This window comes from Microbacterium sp. SA156, from assembly GCF_049065455.1.
GTDB classification, from domain to species: Bacteria; Actinomycetota; Actinomycetes; order Actinomycetales; family Microbacteriaceae; genus Microbacterium; species Microbacterium barkeri.
Map to the genome: position 1 here is coordinate 263,262 of NZ_JBAKGU010000001.1, position 22,187 is coordinate 285,448.

Annotated in this window: 17 protein-coding genes; 10 read left to right on the top strand and 7 right to left on the bottom strand. The window is 71.7% G+C overall.

Annotated features, from left to right (window positions below; all coding sequences use genetic code 11):
* Window positions 1-49: 49 nt before the first annotated feature.
* The gene (locus ACOWU6_RS01060) at window positions 50-1,597 is read right to left on the bottom strand and encodes a dolichyl-phosphate-mannose--protein mannosyltransferase (protein ID WP_421074422.1); all 1,548 of its coding nucleotides are present in this window, start codon (window positions 1,595-1,597) and stop codon (window positions 50-52) included.
* Window positions 1,598-1,710: 113 nt separating this feature from the next.
* Here ACOWU6_RS01060 and ACOWU6_RS01065 point away from each other — a divergent pair, with 113 nt between their 5' ends.
* The gene (locus ACOWU6_RS01065; protein ID WP_271172709.1) at window positions 1,711-3,168 is read left to right on the top strand and encodes a DUF4407 domain-containing protein; all 1,458 of its coding nucleotides are present in this window, start codon (window positions 1,711-1,713) and stop codon (window positions 3,166-3,168) included.
* A complete protein-coding gene (rsmI, locus tag ACOWU6_RS01070) occupies window positions 3,165-3,980 on the top strand; it encodes a 16S rRNA (cytidine(1402)-2'-O)-methyltransferase (protein WP_282978540.1) in 816 nt (271 codons plus the stop codon). Before ACOWU6_RS01065 ends, rsmI begins: the two co-directional genes overlap by 4 nt.
* 15 nt (window positions 3,981-3,995) lie before the next feature.
* On the opposite strand, the gene ACOWU6_RS01075 is transcribed toward rsmI, so the two are convergent.
* Complete coding sequence (locus tag ACOWU6_RS01075) at window positions 3,996-5,327, bottom strand: FAD-binding protein (protein ID WP_421074423.1); 1,332 nt, start codon at window positions 5,325-5,327, stop codon at window positions 3,996-3,998.
* 70 nt (window positions 5,328-5,397) lie between these two features.
* On the opposite strand from ACOWU6_RS01075, the gene ACOWU6_RS01080 reads away from it, so the two are divergent.
* Entirely contained in the window at window positions 5,398-6,258 is an 861-nt protein-coding gene (locus ACOWU6_RS01080; protein ID WP_421074424.1) for a LysR family transcriptional regulator, read from the top strand.
* 6 nt (window positions 6,259-6,264) lie between these two features.
* Here ACOWU6_RS01080 and ACOWU6_RS01085 read toward each other — a convergent pair whose 3' ends face one another.
* The 5 genes from ACOWU6_RS01085 to ACOWU6_RS01105 all read right to left on the bottom strand — a co-directional run bounded on the left by ACOWU6_RS01085 (window position 6,265) and on the right by ACOWU6_RS01105 (window position 14,179).
* Complete coding sequence (locus ACOWU6_RS01085; protein WP_421074425.1) at window positions 6,265-8,220, bottom strand: glycosyl hydrolase 53 family protein; 1,956 nt, start codon at window positions 8,218-8,220, stop codon at window positions 6,265-6,267.
* Between the two features lie 57 nt (window positions 8,221-8,277).
* Window positions 8,278-9,177: a sugar ABC transporter permease gene (locus tag ACOWU6_RS01090; protein ID WP_271172705.1), complete on the bottom strand. Its 900-nt coding sequence runs from the start codon at window positions 9,175-9,177 to the stop codon at window positions 8,278-8,280.
* The gene (locus tag ACOWU6_RS01095) at window positions 9,174-10,772 is read right to left on the bottom strand and encodes an ABC transporter permease subunit (protein ID WP_421074426.1); all 1,599 of its coding nucleotides are present in this window, start codon (window positions 10,770-10,772) and stop codon (window positions 9,174-9,176) included. The genes ACOWU6_RS01090 and ACOWU6_RS01095 overlap by 4 nt, the downstream gene beginning before the upstream one ends.
* Before the next feature lie 58 nt (window positions 10,773-10,830).
* Window positions 10,831-12,060, bottom strand: coding sequence for a sugar ABC transporter substrate-binding protein (locus tag ACOWU6_RS01100; protein ID WP_421074427.1), 1,230 nt, complete (start codon window positions 12,058-12,060; stop codon window positions 10,831-10,833).
* Between the two features lie 115 nt (window positions 12,061-12,175).
* The gene (locus ACOWU6_RS01105) at window positions 12,176-14,179 is read right to left on the bottom strand and encodes a beta-galactosidase (RefSeq protein WP_421074428.1); all 2,004 of its coding nucleotides are present in this window, start codon (window positions 14,177-14,179) and stop codon (window positions 12,176-12,178) included.
* A 139-nt stretch (window positions 14,180-14,318) separates the two neighbouring features.
* On the opposite strand from ACOWU6_RS01105, the gene ACOWU6_RS01110 reads away from it, so the two are divergent.
* The 7 genes from ACOWU6_RS01110 to chvE all read left to right on the top strand — a co-directional run bounded on the left by ACOWU6_RS01110 (window position 14,319) and on the right by chvE (window position 22,102).
* Window positions 14,319-15,332: a LacI family DNA-binding transcriptional regulator gene (locus ACOWU6_RS01110; RefSeq protein ID WP_421074429.1), complete on the top strand. Its 1,014-nt coding sequence runs from the start codon at window positions 14,319-14,321 to the stop codon at window positions 15,330-15,332.
* 42 nt (window positions 15,333-15,374) lie between these two features.
* Window positions 15,375-16,952 (top strand): methionine--tRNA ligase, encoded by a 1,578-nt coding sequence (gene metG, locus ACOWU6_RS01115; protein ID WP_271172700.1) that lies wholly within the window; start codon window positions 15,375-15,377, stop codon window positions 16,950-16,952.
* Between the two features lie 19 nt (window positions 16,953-16,971).
* On the top strand, window positions 16,972-17,865 hold the full coding sequence (locus tag ACOWU6_RS01120; protein WP_421074430.1) for a TatD family hydrolase: 894 nt from the start codon (window positions 16,972-16,974) through the stop codon (window positions 17,863-17,865).
* Window positions 17,862-18,734: a 16S rRNA (adenine(1518)-N(6)/adenine(1519)-N(6))-dimethyltransferase RsmA gene (rsmA, locus tag ACOWU6_RS01125; protein ID WP_271172698.1), complete on the top strand. Its 873-nt coding sequence runs from the start codon at window positions 17,862-17,864 to the stop codon at window positions 18,732-18,734. The genes ACOWU6_RS01120 and rsmA overlap by 4 nt, the downstream gene beginning before the upstream one ends.
* Window positions 18,731-19,663 (top strand): 4-(cytidine 5'-diphospho)-2-C-methyl-D-erythritol kinase, encoded by a 933-nt coding sequence (locus ACOWU6_RS01130; protein WP_421074431.1) that lies wholly within the window; start codon window positions 18,731-18,733, stop codon window positions 19,661-19,663. Before rsmA ends, ACOWU6_RS01130 begins: the two co-directional genes overlap by 4 nt.
* A gap of 154 nt (window positions 19,664-19,817) precedes the next feature.
* On the top strand, window positions 19,818-20,807 hold the full coding sequence (locus ACOWU6_RS01135; RefSeq protein WP_271172859.1) for a LacI family DNA-binding transcriptional regulator: 990 nt from the start codon (window positions 19,818-19,820) through the stop codon (window positions 20,805-20,807).
* Window positions 20,808-20,983: 176 nt separating this feature from the next.
* Complete coding sequence (gene chvE, locus ACOWU6_RS01140) at window positions 20,984-22,102, top strand: multiple monosaccharide ABC transporter substrate-binding protein (protein WP_271172694.1); 1,119 nt, start codon at window positions 20,984-20,986, stop codon at window positions 22,100-22,102.
* Window positions 22,103-22,187 lie beyond the last annotated feature (85 nt).

Genomic DNA, 22,187 nt, shown 5'->3' on the forward strand with positions numbered 1-22,187 from the left:
ATGCGCGAGACCCCCGGAGCGCGCGCTCCGGGGGTCTCGCGCATGCGGATCAGACCCAGCTGGGCAGCCAGTTGTGCAGCTGCCAGAGCGGGAACGGCTCGACGATCCCGAGCGCGAGCGGAAGGTAGAACGCGCCCACGACGACGGCCACCGCGAGGAAGACGGCCGCCGCGATGCGCCACGCGCGCCGCTCGCGATCGGCGGCCTCCGTCGCGAAGGCGACCTCGGCATCCGTCGGGAACGGGAGCAGGTCGGGCTGCCGCGAGCGGGTCAGATGCTGCAGCGCGACTGCGAGTCCGAGCACGACGAACGGCAGCATGACGACCGTGTAGAACTGGAACACCGTGCGCTCGGGGTAGAGCAGCCAGGGCAGGTAGGTCACGGCGATCCCCGCGAGCGGGAAGCCGAATCGGGCGTCGCGGGTGCGGATGAGCAGCCAGACGAGGAAGAGGGCGGCCGCGATCCCCGCGTACCAGACGACGGGGTTCGGGATGCTCCCGATCACGCCGATGCAGTCGGTCGACCATGCGCAGGTCGTCGTGCCGACCTCGGGGCGCGTCAGCCACATCGCGGTCGGGCGGAGGAGGAGCGGCCACTGCCACGCGGGGCTCGCGTACGGATGGCTCGCGCTGAGCCCCACGTGGAACCCGTAGACCGCCTGATGGTAGTTCCACAGGGCGACCAGCGGGTTCGCGTCGCTCGCGCGGTCGTACCCGCCGGTCGTGACGAGCCACCCGCTCCACGAGAGCAGGTACACCACGGCGGCGGCCGGCACGAGCAGCAGGAAGGTCACGGGGCCCTGGCGGAGGATCGCGGAGAAGTACCACTCGCGGACTCCCGCGCGGCGGCGCCAGAGCGCGTCGAGGACGACGAGTCCGATCCCGACGCCCGCGATGACGTACATGCCCGACCACTTGACGGCGGTCGCGGCGCCGAACGCGGCGCCCGCGGCGAGGAGCCAGGGGCGCGCCCAGACGACGGGCCCCCACGCCTCTGTCTGATCGCGGAGGACGCGATCGCGCGTCTCCTGCACATCGCGCAGCAGGAACGAGAAGCCCAGGAGCACGAAGAGAGCGAGGATGCCGTCGAGCAGCGCGACCCTGCTCATCGCGACCGCGAGCGGGTCGATGGCGAGCAGGAGCCCCGCGACGCCCGCGACCGCGATCGAGCCGGTGAGGCGGCGCGCGACGAGGGAGAGCAGCGGCACGAGGAGGGTGCCGACGACGGCGGTCGAGATCCGCCAGCCCCATCCCGAGTCGGCGCCGAAGACCGCGAGCCCCAGTGCGATGATCCACTTGCCCAGGGGCGGGTGCACGACGAAGGAGGCATCCGCCGAGTACACGTCGGTGTCGCCTGCGAGGAAGCTCTCGTTCGCGCCCTCGGGCCACGTGCCCTCGTAGCCGAGATGCAGAAGCGTCCAGGCGTCCTTGACGTAGTAGGTCTCGTCGAAGACGAGCTCGTGGGGATGGCCGAGTCCGACGATGCGCAAGAGGCCCGCGAGCAGCGTGAGAGCCGAGGGCACCAGCCAGCCCGCGTGCTGGCGGATGGCCGTGAGGGCTCTGTCGCGGGGGGATGCCTCGGGCAGCGCGTGCGTCACGGCTCCAGCGTAGTGCGCGGGCGCGAGGCGCCCGGGGGCGGGCGACTCCCCAGCCGGGTCCGCTCCAAGGGTCCTGACAACGCTCACCCAGGCGGGCTTCGTATGTTGACGGGATGTCCTACTCCGCGCATCGCCCGGGACGCTACGACTCGCAGGGGCGGATCATCCTCCCCGACGACGACCCGAACGGCGCCGTTCCCGACGAGGAAGCCCTGTACCTCGAACGGGAGTTCTTCCCCGAGACCGCCGCCGCCCCGACCGAGCCGATCGAGGTCGACGAGCGCCCCGCTGAGGCGTCTGCCGAGCCCGAGCCGACGCCGCGCGCTCCGCGACGTCGCGCGGCGCGTCCGCCGCGCACGCCCGGCTCGCGTCTGCGCATGCTCGCGATCCTCGGCGGCGCGGACGGGCACGTGCTCGACACCGTCCCGACCGAGACGCCCCGGTTCGTGCAGATGTTCTTCGTGCTGCTCGGCACCGCGCTCGTGTCCGCCCTGTCGATGCTCTTCGCCCTCACGACCGGTGTGCAGGTCTCGGTGTGGCTCGCGGTGCCGCTCGCGATCGTCTGGGCGGGCATCATCTTCAACCTCGACCGGTTCCTCACGTCGACGATGACCGCGACCCGCAGCATCGCGCGCCTCGTCGGGCTCGCCCTCCCGCGTGTCATCATGGCGCTCCTCATCGGCGTCGTCGTCGCGGAGCCCGTCGTGCTGCAGGCCTTCCGCAACGACATCGCACAGGAGGTCGCGTCGACGAACATCGTGCAGTCGCAGGAGGACCAGGCGGCCCTCGACTCCGGGCCCGAGAAGCAGGCGCTCGATGCCGCGACCGCGCGTCTCGGCGAGCTGCAGAACCAGGCCGCGACGGGCATCGTCGCGGGCACCGACTCGGCCTCTGCGACGCAGGCCGCCGCGCAGGCGACGGTCGACGACCTCACCGAGAAGCTCGCGGCGCAGCAGACCGTGATCGATGAGGCGCGCGCGCTCTACCAGTGCGAGCTCGACGGCACAGGAGCGGGCGAGGTCGCCGGCTGCACGGGCGTGCAGGGGGAGGGCGCGAGCTCCGATGCCGCCCAGGACCAGCTCGCGGCGGCTCAGGCGACCTATGACGACCTCGCTGCCCAGCTGCGCGAGGCGAACGAGGCCCTCGCAGCGGCCGAGACGGCTGCGGGCGAGAACGCCGCGGCATCCGAGGCCGCGAACCGCCAGGCGGCGGAGGACCAGCTGCCCGCGGCGCAGCAGGAGTACGACGCGGCGCTCGCCGCGTACAACGCGCGGGCGGCATCCGTCGCCGAGACGAACGCCGGCGCGATCGGGCTCCTCAGCCAGATCAGCGGGCTGAACCGGCTCGCGGAGAAGGAGCCGGCGATCTGGTGGGCGCACCTCCTCATCGCCGCGCTCTTCCTCATGATCGAGCTCCTCCCCGTGCTGGTGAAGGTGCTGACGAGCTTCGGCGATCCCTCGCTGTACGAGAAGGCGGCCGCCGTGCGCAAGCAGGTCGCGGAGGAGCGCGTGAACGCGGACGGGTTCCGCGACCGCGCCGACATCATCTCGGCGCCTAGGCTGGCGGGGTGATCATCCTCGCCGCGACGCCCATCGGCAATCTCGGCGACGCGTCGCGCCGCCTCGTCGAGCTGCTCGAGCAGGCGCCCGTCGTGGCCGCCGAGGACACGCGCACGACGCAGCGCCTTCTCGCCGGGCTCGGCATCGCGAACCGTCCGCGGCTCATCGCCCTGCACGACCACAACGAGCGGCAGAAGGCGGCCGAGCTCGTGGAGCTCGCGCGCGACGAGGATCTCGTCGTGCTGACCGATGCGGGCATGCCGACCGTGAGCGACCCGGGTTACGGGCTCGTGCAGACCGCGGCCGCTGCGGGAGTCGACGTCACGGTCGTTCCGGGCCCGTCGGCCGTGCTCACGGCCCTCGCGGTGTCCGGTCTCCCGACCGATCGCTTCACCTTCGAGGGCTTCCCTGCGCGCAAGCCCGGCGACCGCCGTCGCGCTCTCGCGGCGCTCGCGGCCGAGCCCCGCACGATGGTGTTCTTCGAGGCGCCCACGCGCGTCGCGCAGACGCTCGCCGACATGGCGGCCGCGTTCGGCGGCGACCGCAGGGCGGTCGTCGCGCGAGAGCTCACCAAGCTGCACGAGGAGGTCGCGCGCGGCACGCTCGACGAGCTCGTCGGATGGGCCGAGGCGGGTGTGCGCGGCGAGCTCGCGATCGTCGTGGCCGGGTCCGAGCGGCGCGAGACGCCACTCGAGGACGCGGTCGCCCAGGTCCTCGCGCTCGTCGCCGACGGCGGCCGCCTCAAGGAGGCGGCCGCCGAGGTCGCCGCAGCGACCGGGCGCTCATCGCGCGAGCTGTATCAGGCCGCGCTCGCGGCGCGCTGACGCGCGCCCGCGGGCTCAGCCGTCCGCGCGCCCGTGGTGCGCGCGGAACAGGTCGTGCGGGTCGACTGCCCGCTTGATCCGCTCCACGCGCGCGGTGTCCTCCGGCAGGTAGGCCGTCGCGAGCTCGGCGCGCGTCACCGCCGGGCCTGAGAGGAAGCTGGCGAGCACGCCGCCCGTGCTCCATGGCGACATGTCGCCGATGAGTCCGGCGAGCGCGGACCTGAGGGCGGGCGCGTCATCGCCGTGTGCCGCACCGCCCGCATACAGGACGAACGCGCCGTCTCGCCTCCCGATCGCGCTCGGCACGGCGGCGGGCCGAGCGAGGGCGCCGCCCAGGAGCCGGAGCTCGACGAGGTACGGGGCGGCCGCCTCGGGCCCGGCGTGCCGCAGGAGCGTGCTGATGGCGGCCGGAGCGAGCGAGGCGAGCACGGTGTTGCGGCCGTGGAAGGGGACCGGAGCGGTCGGCTCGGCGTGGATGGACCCGACCTCGGCGTACGGCATCTCGGCCACCGTGTCCGTCGCCGGGTCCAGGTCGCGGAAAGGCTGGACGAGTCGCGCGCCTTCTTCGGCGCTCCCGGTGAACGCGAAGCGGAGGTGCAGGACCGAGCGGCCGCGCAGGGCGTCGGGGAGCTGCGGCAGGTCGGGCATCCGGATCAGGAGCGCGGAGGTTCCCATGGCCTCCGGAACAGTCTGCGTCCACTCCGCCCACGCCCGCAGCGCGCGCTCGACGTCCTCGGCGGCGAAGTGCATCCCGCCGCCGTACAGCCGGCTGATCGGATGCAGCGCGACCTCCATGCCGACCACGACGCCGAGGGTCCCGCGTCCCGCGCCCCGCAGCGCCCAGAACAGCTCGGGTTCCTCGGTCGCGCTCGCACGGCGCACAGCGCCGTCGGCCGTGACGACGTCCAGCGCCCGCACGTGATCGACGGCCCAGCCGAGCGTTCGGCCGAGGATGCCGACGCCCCCGCCCAGGTGGTATCCGATCACCCCCACCTCGGGAGATGAGCCGTTCACGGGAGCCAGTCCGTGCGCGGCCGCCGCCCGGACGAGGTCGCCGCCGCGGACGCCTGCTCCCACGCGCGCGATGCGGCGGACGGGATCGATCTCGACGGCATCCAGGCCCGACGTGCGGATGAGCACGCCGCCGTCGGCGGGAAGCGACGGGCCGTGCCCGGTCGCCTGGACGGCGATGCCGAGACCGCGCTCCGCCGCGAAGCGGACGCCGTCGATGACATCCTCGACGGTCGAGGCGGGCACGACGAGGTCGGGGCGATGGGCGACAGAGAGGTTGTATCCGACGCACTCGGCGTCGAAGCGGGGATCCGAGGGGGAGAGGAATTCGGTCATGACTCCACCCTCGGCTCGGCGGAACCCGCGAACAACGACGGATCCGGCATCGACTGATAACCTGAGCCTTATGGAACGGCGCGAGATCGAGGTCTTCCTCACGCTCGCCGAGGAACTCCATTTCGGACGGACGGGGGAGCGCCTGCTCATCTCCCAGGCCCGGGTGAGTCAGACGATCGCGGGTCTCGAGCGTCGGCTGGGCGTCGCCCTGTTCGAGCGCACCAGCCGGCGCGTCGCGCTCACCCCGGTGGGCGCGGCACTGCACGCCGAGGTGCGCGAAGGCCACGAGCGCATCGAGCGCGCTGTGGCAGACGCGATGGCCGCCGGCCGCGGGGTCGCCGGGAGGCTCGTCGTCGGACTCGAGGCGCCGGCGGTCGCCGAGCTGGCGGCGGACCTGTTCGACCGCTTCCGCGCGCGCCGCCCCGCTGTCGATCTCGCGTTCCGGGAGACGGGGTTCGCCGATCCGCTCGACCTCCTGCGCACGGGGGAGGTGGACGTGGTCGTCACGAACGGGCCCATCGACGAGGACGGCTTCGTCGAGGGACCGGAGGTGCTGCGAGAGCCGGTCGTGCTCGCGGTCGCGCACCGTCACCGTCTCGCGAAGCGCGAGACCGTGACCCTGGCCGACCTCGAAGGGGAGACGGTGTTCCGCGCGGGCCGCCGCGCCGCGCCGTACCGGCGCGAGCCGGATCGCACGGCCGCGACGCTCCTCGACCTCCTGACGATGATCGCCGCGGGCGAGGGCGTCTGCCCTCTGGCCGCGCACGCGGCGGACTACTTCGCGCGGCCGAGCCTGAGGATGATCCCGTTCGAGTCATCGGCGCCGCCCGTGAGCTGGGTGCTCTGCTGGCGCACCGGGCGGCTCACGGCGCAGGTCGCTGCGCTCGCCGAGGCGGCAGCGCGCGGCGACGCGGACGCCGCCGCGCGCTGAGGTCGTTCAGCCGACCTTCACGAGACGCACCTCGTCGACCGTTCCCCACGCGCCGGCCGACAGCTCCCACGCGATCTCGACCGTGACCTCCTGCCCACGCTGCACGCGCACGGCGTCGGTCTCTGAGGTGGCGTACGCGCGCCATCCGTCGAACGCGAGCAGCGCCTCCGCGGTGCGCGTCTGCGCCTGCGCCGCCCGGTCAGCCGCGGTCGCCGGCAGGTGCGTCGGCGACGCCGTGACGCGGAGGGTCACCGTGTCGCCGGGCAGCGTGCCGCCGCCCTGCGACGTCGCCGTCGCGACGTAGCGGCCAGGCTCGAGACCCGTCACGACCTGGGTCGCCGAACCCGTGAAGTCGCGGTCGAGCCACACATGGAGCGCATTCGTCCCTGCCGAGGCGTCGGCCTGCCATCCGATCGAGCCGCCGTCGCCGGCGAGCGTCCACAGCGCAGCCCCGTCTCCCTCGAAGCCGCCGCCGGGGAGGTGCGAGCGGGCGAGGACCTCGATCGTCGCGGACGTCTCGTGGCCGGCCGACGTGCGCCCCGCCACCGTGTAGACACCGGGCCCGTCGATCTCGACAGCATCCCAGACCACGGGCTGATCCTCTGTCGTGCCGTCGCTGTACGAGACGGTGACGGTCTCCGGCAGCGCGGCGTCCTCGCCCTCCTCGATCTCGAGCGCGACCGTCTCGACGCCGGTCACGACGCGCGGCCCCTGCGCTCCGGTGCGGACGTACTCGAACATCCGCAGCGACGGCAGGGGAGTGCCGTCGAACGCGAACAGCGCCTGGTTGTCGACGGCCGACCCGCCGAACCAGCGACCCGCGTCCGCGGGGTCGTACGCGCCCGCGTAGCTCGTCGCCCACCCCGAGCCGTCGCGCTCCCAGAGGAGGCGGTTCGCTTCGAGCTGCTCCGGAGGGCCGACGGGGAGCCACGCTGGCTCCCACGAGAACACGCCGATCCCCGCATCGCCGACATCGGCGACCGCCTGCACGACGTCGCGGAACGCCGTCGCCTGGCCCTGAGGGCTGACGGGATACGCCGTGGCCTCGCTTGCGAGGTCGATCGTGTTGCCATGGCCGTCGCCGTCCTCGAGCGTGTAGGCCCAGGAGGTCTCGACGACCGCGACCTTCTTGTCGTGCACCTCCGCGACGTGCGAGAGCACATCGGTGAGGTTCGCGATCGTGCCGTGCCAGTACGGGTAGTACGACGATGCGAACACGTCGTAGTCGACGCTGCGGGCGGCGAGCTCCGCGGCGTAGCCCGCGTAGCGCCCGGGCGTCTCGGGATTCGTGAAGTGCACGGCCACGAGCGCGTCAGGGAGCGTCTCGCGGACTGCCGCCGACCCGGCCCGGAACACCTCCGCCATCCCGTCCCAGCCCTTGACGCCGGCGACGCCGTTGTTCGTCTCGTTGCCGACCTGCACCATCCGCACATCGACGCCTGCATCCGCGAAGCGCGCGAGCGCGTCGGCGGTGAAGTCGTGCACCGCATCCGCGGTCTGGGCAGCCGTCAGTCCCTCCCACGCCTTCGGCGCCTGCTGCTTGCCCGGATCGGCCCAGAAGTCGGAGTAGTGGAAGTCGACCGTCACGCCGAGCCCCGCGTCGGTCGCGCGCTCGCCGATCTCGATCGCGCGTGCGACGTCGACGTTCCCGCCGCCGTATCCGCGTCCCTCGGCGTCGAAGGGGTCGTTCCACACCCGGACCCGCACGTCGGTGACGCCGTGGTCGGCGAGCACCTGGAACAGGTCGGCCGGCGCGCCGGTGTCGTCGCGGAACACGACCCCGGACTCCTCGAGCGAGAGGACGGAGGAGACGTCGACGCCGGTCATGAAGTCGGCCGACAGGCCGTCGACGGCGGGCAGCGAGATGTCGATGCTCGCGTCATCGGCATGCGCGGGCGACGCCACGAGGGCGAGGGAGACGGCCGCGGCCGTCGCGATGGCCGCTCGGATGGGGGATGGCATGGCACTCCTTCGTGCGGGTGGATGGATGGGGGATCGGTTTCGACTCGCTGCGCGCGCTCAGCCCTTCACGGAGCCCGCGGTGAGGCCGCCGACGATGTAGCGCTGGAGCGACAGGAACAGCACGAGGACCGGGATCGATGCGAGCACGGAGCCCGCGGCGAAGATGCCCCAGCGCGACGTGAGCTGGTTCGAGACCCACTGGTACATGCCCACGGCGAGGGTCCAGTTGTCCTCGCTGGTCAGGACGATCTTCGCGAGGATGAAGTCGCCGAACGCCGAGATGAAGGCCAGCAGCGCGACGACGGCGAGCACGGGCGTCACGAGCGGCATGATGATGCGCCAGAAGATCTGCGCGTGCGAGGCGCCGTCGATCTTGGCCGACTCGTCGAGCTCGATCGGGATCGAGTTGAAGAACCCGTACATGAGGAAGGTGTTCGCGCCGAGCGCGCCGCCCAGATAGACGCAGATGAGCGCGAGGCGCGAGTTGATTCCGAGGGCCGGCACGACCTCGCCGAGCGCGAGCAGCAGGAGGAACACCGCGACGAACGCGACGGTCTGCGGGAACATCTGGATGATGAGGAGGCTCGTGAGGCCCGCGCGCCGTCCCGCGAAGCGGAAGCGCGAGAAGGCGTACGCTGCGGCTGCGCCCATGAGCACCGCGCCGATCGCGGCGACGCCGCCGACGTAGAGGGTGTTGAGCATCCAGGTCCAGAAGCGCGTCTCGGCGAGCGCGGCGTAGTTGTCAGCGCTCACCGCCGAGAACAATGCGCTCGACCCGGCGAGGCTTCCCCGCGGGTTCACCGACGCCGAGACGATGTAGAGCAGCGGGAACATCGCGTAGACGAGGATGACCGCCGCGACCGGGTACTTCCAGCCCACCTCGGCCCACCAGCGGGAGCGACGTGCGGTGCGACGCCCCGGGGTAGCGGACGTGATGCGTTCGGTGACAGTGCTCACTGGAACTCCTCGAGCTTGCGGGTCTGTCGGAAGGCGAGCGCCGAGATCACGCCGATGACGATGAACACGACGATCGAGAGGGCGCTCGCGAGGCCGTAGTCGGCTGATCCGCCCGCAACGCCGGAGATCCGGTAGATCGCGGAGATGAGGATGTCGGTCTCGCCCAGTCCCGAGTTGCCGAGGAACGCGGGGCCGCCTTCGGTGAGCATGTAGATGATCGTGAAGTTGTTGAAGTTGAACGCGAACGACGAGATCGCGAGCGGTGCCGTCGACACGAGCAGCTGCGGCAGGATGATGGATCGGAATCGGCGCCAGCGTCCGGCCCCGTCGATCGTGGCGGCCTCGAGCGTGTCACTGGGGAGCGCCTGGAGCGCGCCCGTGCACACGAGGAACCAGTAGGGGTAGCTGAGCCAGAGGTTCACCCAGAGGACGGCGGCCTTGGCGAGCAGGGGATCGCCCAGCCAGGCGATGTCGGCGCCGAGGAAGAGCAGGTCGTTGACGACGCCGAACTCGGAGTTCAGCATGCCCCGCCAGAGGAGCGCGGACATGAATGCGGGGAACGCGTACGGGAGGATCATGAGCGTCCGGAGGACCTTTCGGCCGCGGACACGGGGGTCGTTGTAGATGAGAGCGAAAAGGAGCCCGAGGCCGAAGCTCGTGAGCACGGTCAGAATGGCGAACGCGAACGTCCACGCCGCGACCTGGAGGAGCGGCCCGGCGAGGCTCTGATCCGTCACGGCGCGCACGAAGTTGTCGAACCCGACGTTGACGTACCAGCCGGTCGGGAGAGCCGACCCGTCCTCGGCGACGAAGCGGCCGTCATCGGACGCCGCGTAGACGACCCCGGTCTCTGTGTCGGTGAAGGTCCGCGCGGCGGCATCCCATTCGAGGCCCGAGGTGTAGACCGCGCCGGTCGTGCCCTCGCGGGTGCGGAGCGAGCCGTCTTCCGCCTCGTCCGAGACGGGGACGCGCAGGCTCGCGACGCGCTCCTGCAGATCGGGGTCGGTGAGGATGTCCGCGCGCGGCACGACGGTCCACCCCGGCACGGTCTCGGGGGCGCCTGATCCGCCGGTGCGTGCTCCCGCGACGGCCTCCAGGGGCTGGTCGGCGGTCCCGGCCCGCACGACGCCGTCCTCGTCGACGATCGCGAAGCCGAGCTCCCCGTCCTGCTCGACGACCGCGAGGGGATAGGACGGGGAATCGGGATCCCGCCGCTCGTCCTGGATGAGCGCCGCGTCGACGGCCTGCTCCATCGAGCCCGCATGCCCGGTGCCGTAGTTCGTGAACGCGACGTAGGCCGTGTAGCCGAGCACGAACACCTGGAAGACGGCGAGGAACACGAGCCCGGGAAGCAGGTACTTGAGCGGCAGAGCCCGTCGTGAGAAGTACACCGCGTCCGCGATCGCGAGCAGCACGAGGGACGCGCCGAGCACGATCCACGACTCCGCCTGCCACGCCGACAGCGCGACAGCGATGCCGAGCGCGTTGACGATCCCCATGAGCACGAGCTTCACGACGAAGCCCCATCCGAGCCCGCGCCAGCCGCGCGCGTGCGATTCGCCGCGCCGCGCGGGGGCGGTCGTCACATCCGTCATTCCGTCTTCCTTCCGCCGGAGCGCCGGGGCGCGCGTCCGCCCGCCCCGGCGCAGCCGGTCAGCCCAGCTCGGCCTCGAGGTCGGCGACCATCTGCTTCCAGGTCGCTGCGGGGTCGGCGCCGCCGATGATCTGCACCTCGGCCGCGTTCCAGAGGTCCCACACCGAGCCCATCTCGGGGAAGCTCGGCATCGGCACGCCGTTCTGCGACGAGGCGAGGAATCCCGCGATGACGGGGTCGGAGGCGACCTCATCGGCGAGCGCCGTGAACGCGGGAATGCGCGGGTCGGCCTCGTAGAGGGCACGCTGCGCGTCCTCCTTCGCGAGGTAGTTCACGAGGAACTCCTGAGCGAGCAGCGCGTTCTCGCTCTGCGAGCTGAGGTAGAAGCCCTGCACGCCCACGAAGGGCGCCGCGGTCTGCCCGCCGGCCGACGGGATGGGGTGCACCGCGACGTTCGGGACGTCGGCATAGGCGCTCATCGCCCACGGTCCCTGGATCGTGAAGGGCGCCGTGCCGCTGTTGAACAGCTCGTTGTTGATGTCGTAGTCGACCGTGGTCGAGATGTAGCCCGTGCCCGCCGACCCGTTCTCGTGGAGCCACTGCGCGAACGCCTCGCCGTTCGCGCCGCCCATGCCGATCTCGGCCGTGTACGAGCCGGTCTCGTCCTGGACGAACACCGGCGCGCCGAACGAGGTCTGCAGCCCGTACATCGTGTACGCGTCGCCCGTCTCGCCGGCCGTGTTGACCGCGATCGGGCGCTCGGCCCCGGCCTCCTGCGCCATCGACACGAGCTCGTCCCAGGTCGCCGGGGCGTCGGGGCCCACCATGTCGACGTTCTGAATGAGCGCGACCGTCTCGAGCGAGTACGGCAGCGCGTAGAGCTGGCCGTCGTAGGTCATCGCGTCGAGCGCGACCTGCTCGAAGTCGCCCGTCGCGTCGCCGAGATCGATCGTGTCGACGACGCCGGCGGTGACGAGCGCCCCGAGCCAGTCGTGGGCGCCGACCGTGATGTCAGGCCCCTCGCCCGTGGGCACCTGCGCGATGAAGTCGTTGCGCAGGTCCTCGAAGTTCTTCTGGACGAGCGTGACGGTCGCTCCCGTGTCGGCCTCGAACTGCTCGGCGGCCGCGGCGATCGCGTCCTCGCGCTCCTCGTCGGTCCACACGACGAGCTCGGCGGTCGAGCCCTCGTCGGCCGGCTCCTCGGCCGTCTCGGGGGCGCTGCCGGAGCAGCCGGCCAGCAGCAGGGCCGACGCGGCGGCGATGCCGGCGAATGCGATCTGCGTGCGCATGATTGTCTCCTTCTCGATGGTCGTGCGATGCGTCCGCCGAAGCGGTCGCGTCGTCACGACCTGGTGGTGGTGGATCGGTCGGGCCGGGCGGCCCCGGGGTGCCCCGGAGGGCGGGTCAGTCGGTCTCGATGACGGCGACGCCCCCGGCGGGGACGACGAGGGATCCGGACGCCGTGGCGCCGGTGAGCAGCTCGCGGCCGACGGCGTCGATGGTGACGTCGTCGTCGCGGTGGTTGATCGCGAAGAGGAACGTGCGATCGTCGGCGCGGCGCCGGACGACCTCGAGGCCATCCGGAGTCGACGACGGGACGACCCCCGCATCGGCGTACACGTCGGACAGGACGGCGCGCAGCCCCTCCGGGTCCAGGCGCGTGGAGATGTACCACCCCGTTCCGGCGCCGTGCCGGTGACGTGTGATGGCGGCGCCTCCCGCCGCGGGGCCCTCGGCGTAGGCGCCGACGACGTCGGCGCCGTGCAGACGGAGGCTCTCTTGCCAGTGGTCGGCGCCCAGCAGGGCGCCGTCGCTCCATTCGACCGCGGCAGCAGCGCCCTCGCGCAGCGGCAGGTGCTCCTCGACGTCGACGCCGAGGGCATCGCGGAGGGGAGCGAGGAACCCGCCGGGGTGGACGGCGTCGTTCTCGTCGACGACCGCCGAGAAGTACGAGACGACGAGCGTTCCGCCGCCTTCGACATACCGGGTGAGGTTCGCGGCGTCTGCCGCCGTGAGCAGGTACTGCGCGGGTGCGACGACGAGCCGGTAGCGCGACAGGTCGTGGTCGGGGAGCGCGAAGTCGACCGTGACGCCGTCCCGCCAGAGACGCTCGTAGAACGCGCGCACGCGCTCCTGGTGGGAGAGGTCCTCGGTCGGGCGCCATTCGAGGTCCTGCGCCCAGAACGACTCGAAGTCCCACAGGACGGCGACGTCGGCCTCGACGCGCGACCCGACGACCGCGTCGAGCCGGGACAGCACCTCGCCGAGCGCGACCACCTCGCGCCAGACGCGCGAGTCGGTGCCGGCGTGGGGGAGCATCGCCGAATGGAACTTCTCGGCGCCCGAGCGTCCCGCGCGCCACTGGAAGAAGAGCACGGCGTCCGAGCCGCGTGCGACGTGCGTCAGCGAGTTGCGGGCCATCTCCCCGGGGCGCTTCGCGATGTTGCGCGGCTGCCAGTTCACGGCCGACGTCGAGTGCTCCATGAGGATCCACGGCTTCCCTCCGCCGACCGACCGGGAGAGATCGGCGGCGATCGAGAGCCCGATGTGCGCGTCCTCGTCGGCCGCCCACAGATAGTGGTCGTCGGACACGACGTCGACGTCCCTGGCCCACGCCCACAGGTCGGTCGTCCAGCTCTGGTTCGCCATGAAGTTCGTCGTGATCGGCTGCGGGGCGCGGGCGCGGATCGCGTCGCGCTCGGCGACGAAGCACGCGCGGAGCTGATGGTCGGTGAAGCGCTGGAAGTCGAGGCGCTGTGCGGGATTGACGACCGACGGCGCCGCGGCCGGGGCGCCGATGTGCTCCCAGGCCGTGTAGTGCTGGCCCCAGAACGCCGTGCCCCATGCGGCATTGAGGGCGTCGAGTGACCCGTAGCGCTCGCGCAGCCATCCGCGGAAGGCGCGCACGGAATGCTCCGAGTAGTCCTCGCCGACCGGGACGCCGTACTCGTTGTGCACGTGCCACAGCACGACGGCGGGGTGATCGCCGTAGCGGTCGGCGAGTGCGCTCGCGATGCGGACGATCGCCTCCCGGTAGGCGGGGGAGGAGTGGGACGCCATCCCGCGCGATCCGAAGCCCATGACGGTGCCGTCTCGTGTGACGACGCGCGCGTCGGGGTGCGCGGCGAAGAACCAGGCGGGCGGTGAGGCGGTCGGCGTGCCGAGGTCGACGGCGATGCCGTTCGCGTGGAGGAGGTCGATCACCTCGTCGAGCCAGGCGAAGTCGAACTCGCCCTCGGCGGTCTCGAGCAGAGCCCACGAGAAGATCCCCACGCTCACGAGGTTGACGCCCGCCTCGCGCATCAGGCGGACGTCCTCCTGCCACGTCTCGCGCGGCCACTGCTCGGGGTTGTAGTCGCCGCCGAAGGCGATGCCGGGCAGGGCGGGCAGGGGGGTCTGGTCGGGCATGGACGCTCCATCGGGTCGAAAGACTGTGACCGGTCCCAGTGTGGCGCGGCGTCGTCAGAGCGCCAAGGCGATCGTCCATCCGTTATCGAACTGTGACCGGTCCCAGTCGGACCCTCGGCTCGCGCTAGAGTCTTGATCCATGGAGCAGACGCCGCCCGCGCGCAAGCCGACGATCCGCGACGTCGCGGCGGTCGCGGGCGTCTCGCGCGGCACGGTCTCCCGCGTCATCAACGGAGGGCACTGGGTCTCGCCCGACGCGCGTGCCGCGGTCGAGGACGCCATTCGGCGGACGGGCTACACAGCGAATCACCACGCGCGCAGCCTGGCGACGGGCCGCTCCGGATCGCTCGCCTTCCTCCTGACCGAGGAACACCACTTGCTGTTCGAGGACCCGACCTTCGGCCTGCTGCTGCGCGGCGCTGCCGAGTCCCTCTCGAAGCGGTCGATGACCCTCGTGCTCCTCGTGGCGGGAACCGATGCCGAGAAGGCGAACGTGCTCGAGTACGTGCGCGCGGGGCACGTCGACGGTGTGCTCCTCGTGTCGAGCCATGCATCGGACCCCTTCCTCGGCCGCATGCACGAGGCCGGCATCCCGATCGTCAGCACGGGCGTCCCGCTCGGCCTCGAGGGGCTCGTCCCGTCGGTCGGCATCGACGAGGCGCGCGCCTCGCGCGAGATGACGGCCTACCTGCGCTCCCGCGGGCACCGTCGCATCGCGCATATCGCGGGGCCCGACGACACGCCGGGCGGCCGGTTCCGTCTCGCCGGGTTCCGCGAGGAGATGGGCGGCGACTACGACGCCGAGCTCGTCGAGCGCGGGGACTACTCGCGCGAGTCCGGCTCGCGCGCGATGGCGCGCCTGCTCGCACGCGGGCGCGATATCGACGCGGTCTTCGCGGCCTCGGATGGGATGGCCGCCGGCGCGGTCGCGACGCTGCGCCGCGAGGGGCTGCGCGTGCCCGACGACATCGCGGTCGCGGGGTTCGACGATTCGGGCCTCGCCGAGACCCACGATCCGCCGCTCACGACGATGCGTCAGCCGTGGGCCCGGATCAGCGAGGAGATGGTCGCCCTGCTGCTCGACGTCGTGGCGGGGAGCGCTGGCCGCGATCTCATGCTCCCTGCGTCGCTCGTCGTTCGCGAGAGCGCGTAACGCTCGGCGCGGAGCACGCGCGGCCCGGAATAGACTCTCCTGGTGACTTCCGGCCGTTCCTTCTACATCACCACGCCGATCTACTATCCGAGCGATGTCCCGCACATCGGGCACGGGTACACGACCGTGGCGGTGGACACGCTCGCGCGCTGGCACCGCCAGGCCGGTGACGACACCTGGATGCTGACCGGCACCGACGAGCACGGCCAGAAGATGATCCGCGCCGCCGCCGCGAACGGCGCGACCCCGCAGGAATGGGTCGACAAGCTCGTGGCGGAGTCGTGGCAGCCGCTTCTGCGGACGCTGGATGTCGCCAATGACGACTTCATCCGCACGACGCAGGAGCGTCACGAGAAGAGCGTCCAGCTGTTCCTGCAGGCCGTGTACGACCGCGGCTACATCTACGCGGGCGAGTACGAGGCGCTCTACTGCGTCGGGTGCGAGGAGTTCAAGCCCGACAGCGAGATCGTCGACGGCACCGGGCCGTTCGAGGGGCTCAAGGTGTGCGCGATCCACTCGAAGCCGCTCGAGCTGCTGCAGGAGAAGAACTACTTCTTCAAGCTCAGCGAGTTCCAGGACCGCCTCCTCGAGCTCTACCGGGAGCGCCCCGACTTCGTCCAGCCCGAATCCGCGCGCAACGAGGTCGTCGCCTTCGTGCAGCAGGGCCTGAAGGACCTCTCGATCTCGCGCTCGACGTTCGACTGGGGCATCACCGTCCCGTGGGACGAGTCGCACGTCATCTACGTGTGGGTCGACGCCCTCCTCAACTACGCGACCGCGGTGGGGTACGGCTCCGACCCCGACAACTTCGCGCGCCGCTGGCCCGCGCACCACGTCGTGGGCAAGGACATCCTCCGGTTCCACGCCGTGATCTGGCCGGCGATGCTGATGGCCGCGGGCATCGAGGTGCCCGAGAACGTCTTCGCGCACGGCTGGCTGCTCGTGGGCGGCGAGAAGATGTCGAAGTCGAAGCTCACGGGCATCGCGCCCAACGCGATCACCGACGTCTTCGGCTCCGACGCGTATCGGTTCTACTTCCTGTCGGCGATCTCGTTCGGCCAGGACGGCTCGTTCTCCTGGGAGGACCTGTCGGCTCGGTACCAGGCGGAGCTCGCGAACGGGTTCGGCAACCTCGCATCGCGGACCATCGCCATGATCGGCAAGTACTTCGACGGCGTCGTCCCCGCTCCTGCGGAGTACGCGGATGGCGATCTCGCGATCCAGCGGACCGTCGCGGAAGCGGCTCGGAAGGCCGATGCGGCGATCGACCGCTTCCGCATCGACGAGGCCATCCGCTCGATCTGGACGATCGTCGACGAGCTCAACGGCTACATCACCGAGAACGAGCCGTGGGCGCTCGCGAAGGACGACGCGCAGCGCGACCGCCTGGCGACCGTGCTCTACACGTGCGCCGAGGGGCTCCGCGCGCTCGCCGTGCTGCTCTCGCCCGTGATGCCGCAGGCCACCGGCAAGCTCTGGGACGCGCTGGGCGTCGAGAGCGCCCTGGGTGCGCTCGTCGAGCAGCCCGTGCGCGAGGCCGGCGCGTGGGGCGGCATCCCCGCCGGCACGGCGACGTCCACGCTCCAGCCGCTCTTCCCGCGGGTCGAGCAGCCGGAGTGATCCGATCGAGGGGGATGGCGTGAAGGACAACGGGGCGGACCCGACCGTCTACGTGCGCGAGCGGAGCCGGGACGGGCGGAAGGACCTGCGCTACCCGGCCGCGCCCGAGCCGCTCGCGGTGCCCGTGTACGACAACCACTGCCACCTCGAGATCGAGGACGGCGACGAGCCGCTCTCGCTCGAGGAGCAGCTCGATCGGGCGGGCGCGGTCGGCATCGCCGGCGTCGTGCAGTCGTCGGGCGACATCGACTCTTCGCGGTGGGCCGTTGCCGCCGCCGAGCGGGATGCGCGCGTGCTCGCGGCCGTCGCCATCCATCCCAACGACGCGCCGACGTACGCCGAGCAGGGGCGCCTCGAGGAGGCGCTCGGAGTCATCGACGAGCTCGCGGGGCACCCGCGCGTGCGCGCCGTGGGCGAGACGGGGCTCGACTACTTCCGCACGGGCGAGGAGGGGCGACCGGCACAGCACGCCTCCTTCGAGGCGCACATCGACATCGCCAAGCGCCACGGCGTCGCACTGCAGATCCACGACCGCGACGCCCATCGCGACGTGCTCGACACGCTGCGGCGCGTCGGCGCCCCCGAGCGGACGGTCTTCCACTGCTTCTCGGGCGACGAGGACATGGCCCACGAGGCGGCCGACGCGGGCTACTGGGTGTCGTTCGCGGGGAACATCACGTTCAAGAACGCGCAGAACCTGCGCGACGCCCTGCGGGTGACGCCGCGCGACCGCATCCTCGTCGAGACGGATGCGCCGTTCCTCACTCCGACGCCGCACCGAGGGCGCCCGAACGCGCCGTACCTCGTGCCCGTCACGGTCCGCTTCATGGCCGCGGAGCTGGGTGCCGACGTCGACGAGCTCTCCGCCCAGCTGGCCGCGAACACGCGCGCCGTGTACGGGGAGTGGACATGACCGTGCGGCTCCTCGGGGCCGGCGACATCCGCGAGCTCGCCGCCGAGCTCGATGTCACGCCCACGAAGAAGCTGGGCCAGAACTTCGTCGTCGACGCCAACACCGTGCGACGCATCGTGCACACCGCGCGCGTCGAGGCGGGGGAGCGGGTCGTCGAGATCGGCCCCGGGCTCGGCTCGCTGACCCTGGCCATCCTCGAGGCCGGCGCGACCGTGACCGCCGTCGAGATCGACCACCGGCTCGCCGAGCGGCTGCCGCGCACGGCGGCCGAGCGCGGCGTCCCGGACGGCGCGCTCACGGTGGTCGACGCCGATGCGCTGCGCGTCACCGAGCTGCCCGGCGATCCGACCATCCTCGTCGCGAACCTGCCCTACAACGTGTCGGTGCCTGTCCTGCTGCACTTCCTCGAGACGTTCGCCCGGCTCGACCGCGGTGTCGTCATGGTGCAGGCCGAGGTCGGCGAGCGCCTCGCGGCCGAGCCGGGGAGCAAGGTCTACGGGGCCCCGAGCGCGAAGGCCGCCTGGTACGGCGCGTGGCGGCTCGCCGGCAGCGTCTCCCGCCAGGTCTTCTGGCCGGTGCCGAACGTCGACAGCGTGCTCGTCGCGTTCCAGCGCGACGCCGCGGCGCGCGGCACGGAGGACGAGCGGCTGCGGACCTTCCGGATCGTCGATCTCGCGTTCCAGCAGCGACGCAAGATGCTGCGCCAGGCGCTCGCCGGCGAGCTCGGCGGCTCGGCGGGCGCGACCGAGGTGCTCGAGCGCGCGGGCGTCGCGCCGACCGCGCGCGGCGAGTCGCTGGACATCGACGACTTCCTGCGGATCGCACGCGCGCTCGCCGAGACGAGCGGCGCCGAGGCGACGGCGCCATGAGCCTCGCGTCGTCGGAGCCGCAGGTGCGCGTGCGCGCACCGGGCAAGATCAACGTCTTCCTCGAGGTCGGATGCCGTCAGAGCGACGGCTACCACCAGCTCGCGACCGCCTTCCAGGCCGTCTCGCTCTACGAGGATGTCGTCGCAACGCATGCCGACGGCTTCACGCTCGCGGTCGAGGGAACGGTCGACGTCTCGGGCGTGCCGGTCGACGACCGCAATCTCGCGCTCCGAGCGGCCCGCCTCCTCGCGGCGGAGACCGGGTACGCGGGCGGCGTCCATCTCGACGTGTTCAAGGAGGTCCCCGTCGCTGGCGGCATGGGCGGCGGCTCGGCGGATGCCGCGGCCGCGCTCGTGGCGTGCGACGCGCTCTGGGGCACGCGGGTCGGGCAGGCCGAGCTGCATCGCCTCGCAGCGCAGCTCGGCGCCGACGTGCCGTTCGCGCTCAAGGGCGGCACCGCGATCGGGACCGGTCGCGGCGATGAGCTGAGCCCGGCCCTCGCACGCGGCCGCTTCGACTGGGTGCTCGTCGTGAACGAGGAGGGCCTCTCGACGCCCGAGGTATACGGGGCGCTCGACCGCCACCGCGAACGGCACTGGCTCGACATCGCCCCCACGCGCGCCGTGCCCGAGGTCGACGCCGGCGTGCTGCAGGCGCTGCGCGCAGGCGACGCGGCGATGCTCGCCGAGACGCTCCGCAACGACCTCCAGGTGGCCGCGCTCGGCCTGCGCCCCGATCTCGCCGAGACGCTCGAGCTGGGGGAGTCGTCGGGGGCGCTCGCGGGCCTCGTGTCGGGCTCGGGGCCCACCGTCGCGTTCCTCGCGGCATCGCCCGAGGACGCCGCGGAGCTCCGCGACGTGCTGGACGCCGCCGGTCGGGATGTGCTCCTCGCGCACGGCCCCGTGCGCGGCGCGCGCATCGTCGGCTGAGCGCCGCCGCGGCGCCCTCGCGCCACGCCCCGTCGTGCCCGGGATGGCCCCGTGCGCGTCCGTGCGCCATACTGTGGGAGGCGATGTGACCGTGCGCATCGCGAAATCAGGTGAGGACGAGACGGCTGTGGCCCACGCAACGGAGCGACCGCGGATGCCGAGCATCCGCGATGTGGCGCGCCTCGCCGGCGTGTCCCATCAGACGGTCTCGCGCGTGCTCAACGAGCATCCGTCGATCCGCGAGGAGACGAAGCAGCGCGTCCTCGATGCGATCCGCCAGCTCGACTACCGGCCGAACCAGGCCGCGCGCGCGCTCGTCACGAGCAAGCTGAATCTCATCGGCATCCTGTCGGCCACGGTCGGCGAGTTCGGCCCGACGGCGTCGATCGCGGCGATCGAGGAGGCCGCGCGCGAGGAGGGCTACTCGGTCACCACGCTCAACCTCCCCGACACGTCGCCGGAGGCGATCGGCGGCGCCGTGCGGCAGCTGCTGCGCGAGCAGGTCGACGGCATCGTCGTGCTCGCCCCCCAGGTGCGCGTGTTCCATGTCCTTCGCGGCATGGCGATCGGCGTGCCGTTCGTGAGCCTCCAGACGGCATCCGGCGCGCTCGAGGAGAGCGTCGCACCCGACCAGCTCGAGGGGGCGCGGATGGCGACGCGGCACCTCATCGAGCTGGGGCACGTCGACATCCTCCATCTGTCCGGCCCGCAGGACTGGATCGAGGCGGACTCGCGGATGCGCGGGTACCTGCAGGCTCTGCGCGACGCGGATCTGCCCACCATCCCGCCGATCCGCGGCGACTGGACGGCCGACTTCGGCCACTACGCGGGGCTCGAGCTCGCGCGGCGGCAGGACTTCTCCGCCGTCTTCGCGGCCAACGACCTCATGGCGATCGGGCTCATGCACGGCTTCCGCGATGCGGGCCTCGATGTGCCGCGCGATGTGAGCATCGTGGGCTTCGATGACATTCCCGTCGCGGCACATGTCTGGCCGCCCCTCACCACGGTCCACATCGACTTCGCGGATCTCGGCCGTCGTGCGATCGCGCGACTCCTCGCATCCCTCCGCGGCGAGGCCCCCTCGGCGGAGGAGCCGCCGGCTCCCGCCCTCGTCGTGCGCGACTCGGCCGCACCGCGTCGTTAGCGAGATGTGACACGGCGTCGGCTTGACAGCCCGGCGCGGCGGGTGCACGATAAGACGCGATGTGAACGGTCACACGGAGACGTGCGACCCCGACGAGGACGTCCCGCGACTCCTCGACGGCGCATCCCCCCGCTGTGACGCGGAGGCACACGTCCTGGATTCAGAGGAGAACACCCGTGAAGAAGCACCTTCTGCTCGTCGGCATCGTGGCCGTCGGCGGACTGGCCCTCGCCGGCTGCAGCGGCGACCGCACCGGAGGCGGAGCCGCTGAGGAGGGCGGCGAGGTCGACACGAGCTCGCTGACCATCGGCGTCGCGATGCCGACCCAGCAGTCCGAGCGATGGATCGCGGACGGCGACAACGTCAAGGCGACCCTGGAGGAGATGGGCTACCAGGTCGACCTCCAGTTCGCGAACGACGACATCCCCACCCAGGTGTCGCAGATCGAGAACATGATCTCGAGCGGCGCCGACGCCCTCATCGTCGCGTCGATCGACGGCACGACCCTCACCGACGTCCTGCAGACGGCCGCCGATCAGGACATCCCCGTGATCGCATACGACCGCCTCATCAACGGCACGGAGAACGTCGACTACTACACGACGTTCGACAACTACCAGGTCGGCGTGCAGCAGGCGACGAGCCTGCTCACGGGCCTCGGCGTGCTCGACGAGAACGGCGAGGAGACCGGCGAGAAGGGCCCGTTCAACATCGAGCTCTTCGCGGGCAGCCCCGACGACAACAACGCGACGTTCTTCTGGAACGGTGCGATGGACACCCTCCAGCCCTACCTCGACTCGGGCGTTCTCGCGGTTCCGTCCGGCCAGACCGACTTCGACCAGGCCGCGATCCTGCGCTGGCTGCCGGAGACGGCCCAGGAGCGCATGGAGAACATCCTCACGATCATCGGCGACACCAAGCTCGACGGCGTGCTCTCGCCGTACGACGGCCTCTCGATCGGCATCATCTCGGCGCTCACGAGCGGCGGCTACTCGGCCGACGCGCTGCCCGTCATCACCGGCCAGGACGCCGAGGTCGGCAGCGTGAAGTCGATCCTCGCGGGCGAGCAGTACTCGACGATCTTCAAGGACACGCGCCTGCTCGGCGAGACCGCGGCCGACATGGTCGACGCGCTCATGCACGGCGAGGAGCCCGAGGTCAACGACACCGAGACGTACGACAACGGCGTCAAGGTCGTGCCCTCGTACCTCCACGAGTCGGTCATCGTCACGGCCGACAACTACGAGGAGGTCCTCATCGACAGCGGCTACTACGAGGCCGGCGAGCTCGAGTAGCACGGAGCGCGGGTCCGCCTCGACGGCGGGGCGGACCCGCGCGCCCGTCACCCCTCATCCGCACGGCGAGAAAGCGAACCTGTGA

Coding starts and splice junctions, on each gene's coding strand:
- ACOWU6_RS01065 (WP_271172709.1), top strand. CDS start 1,711: ATGTCCTACTCCGCGCATCGCCCGGGACGCTACGACTCGCAGGGGCGG.
- ACOWU6_RS01075 (WP_421074423.1), bottom strand. CDS start 5,327: ATGACCGAATTCCTCTCCCCCTCGGATCCCCGCTTCGACGCCGAGTGC.
- ACOWU6_RS01080 (WP_421074424.1), top strand. CDS start 5,398: ATGGAACGGCGCGAGATCGAGGTCTTCCTCACGCTCGCCGAGGAACTC.
- ACOWU6_RS01085 (WP_421074425.1), bottom strand. CDS start 8,220: ATGCCATCCCCCATCCGAGCGGCCATCGCGACGGCCGCGGCCGTCTCC.
- ACOWU6_RS01095 (WP_421074426.1), bottom strand. CDS start 10,772: ATGACGGATGTGACGACCGCCCCCGCGCGGCGCGGCGAATCGCACGCG.
- ACOWU6_RS01100 (WP_421074427.1), bottom strand. CDS start 12,060: ATGCGCACGCAGATCGCATTCGCCGGCATCGCCGCCGCGTCGGCCCTG.
- ACOWU6_RS01105 (WP_421074428.1), bottom strand. CDS start 14,179: ATGCCCGACCAGACCCCCCTGCCCGCCCTGCCCGGCATCGCCTTCGGC.
- ACOWU6_RS01110 (WP_421074429.1), top strand. CDS start 14,319: ATGGAGCAGACGCCGCCCGCGCGCAAGCCGACGATCCGCGACGTCGCG.
- rsmA (WP_271172698.1), top strand. CDS start 17,862: ATGACCGTGCGGCTCCTCGGGGCCGGCGACATCCGCGAGCTCGCCGCC.
- ACOWU6_RS01130 (WP_421074431.1), top strand. CDS start 18,731: ATGAGCCTCGCGTCGTCGGAGCCGCAGGTGCGCGTGCGCGCACCGGGC.
- ACOWU6_RS01135 (WP_271172859.1), top strand. CDS start 19,818: ATGCCGAGCATCCGCGATGTGGCGCGCCTCGCCGGCGTGTCCCATCAG.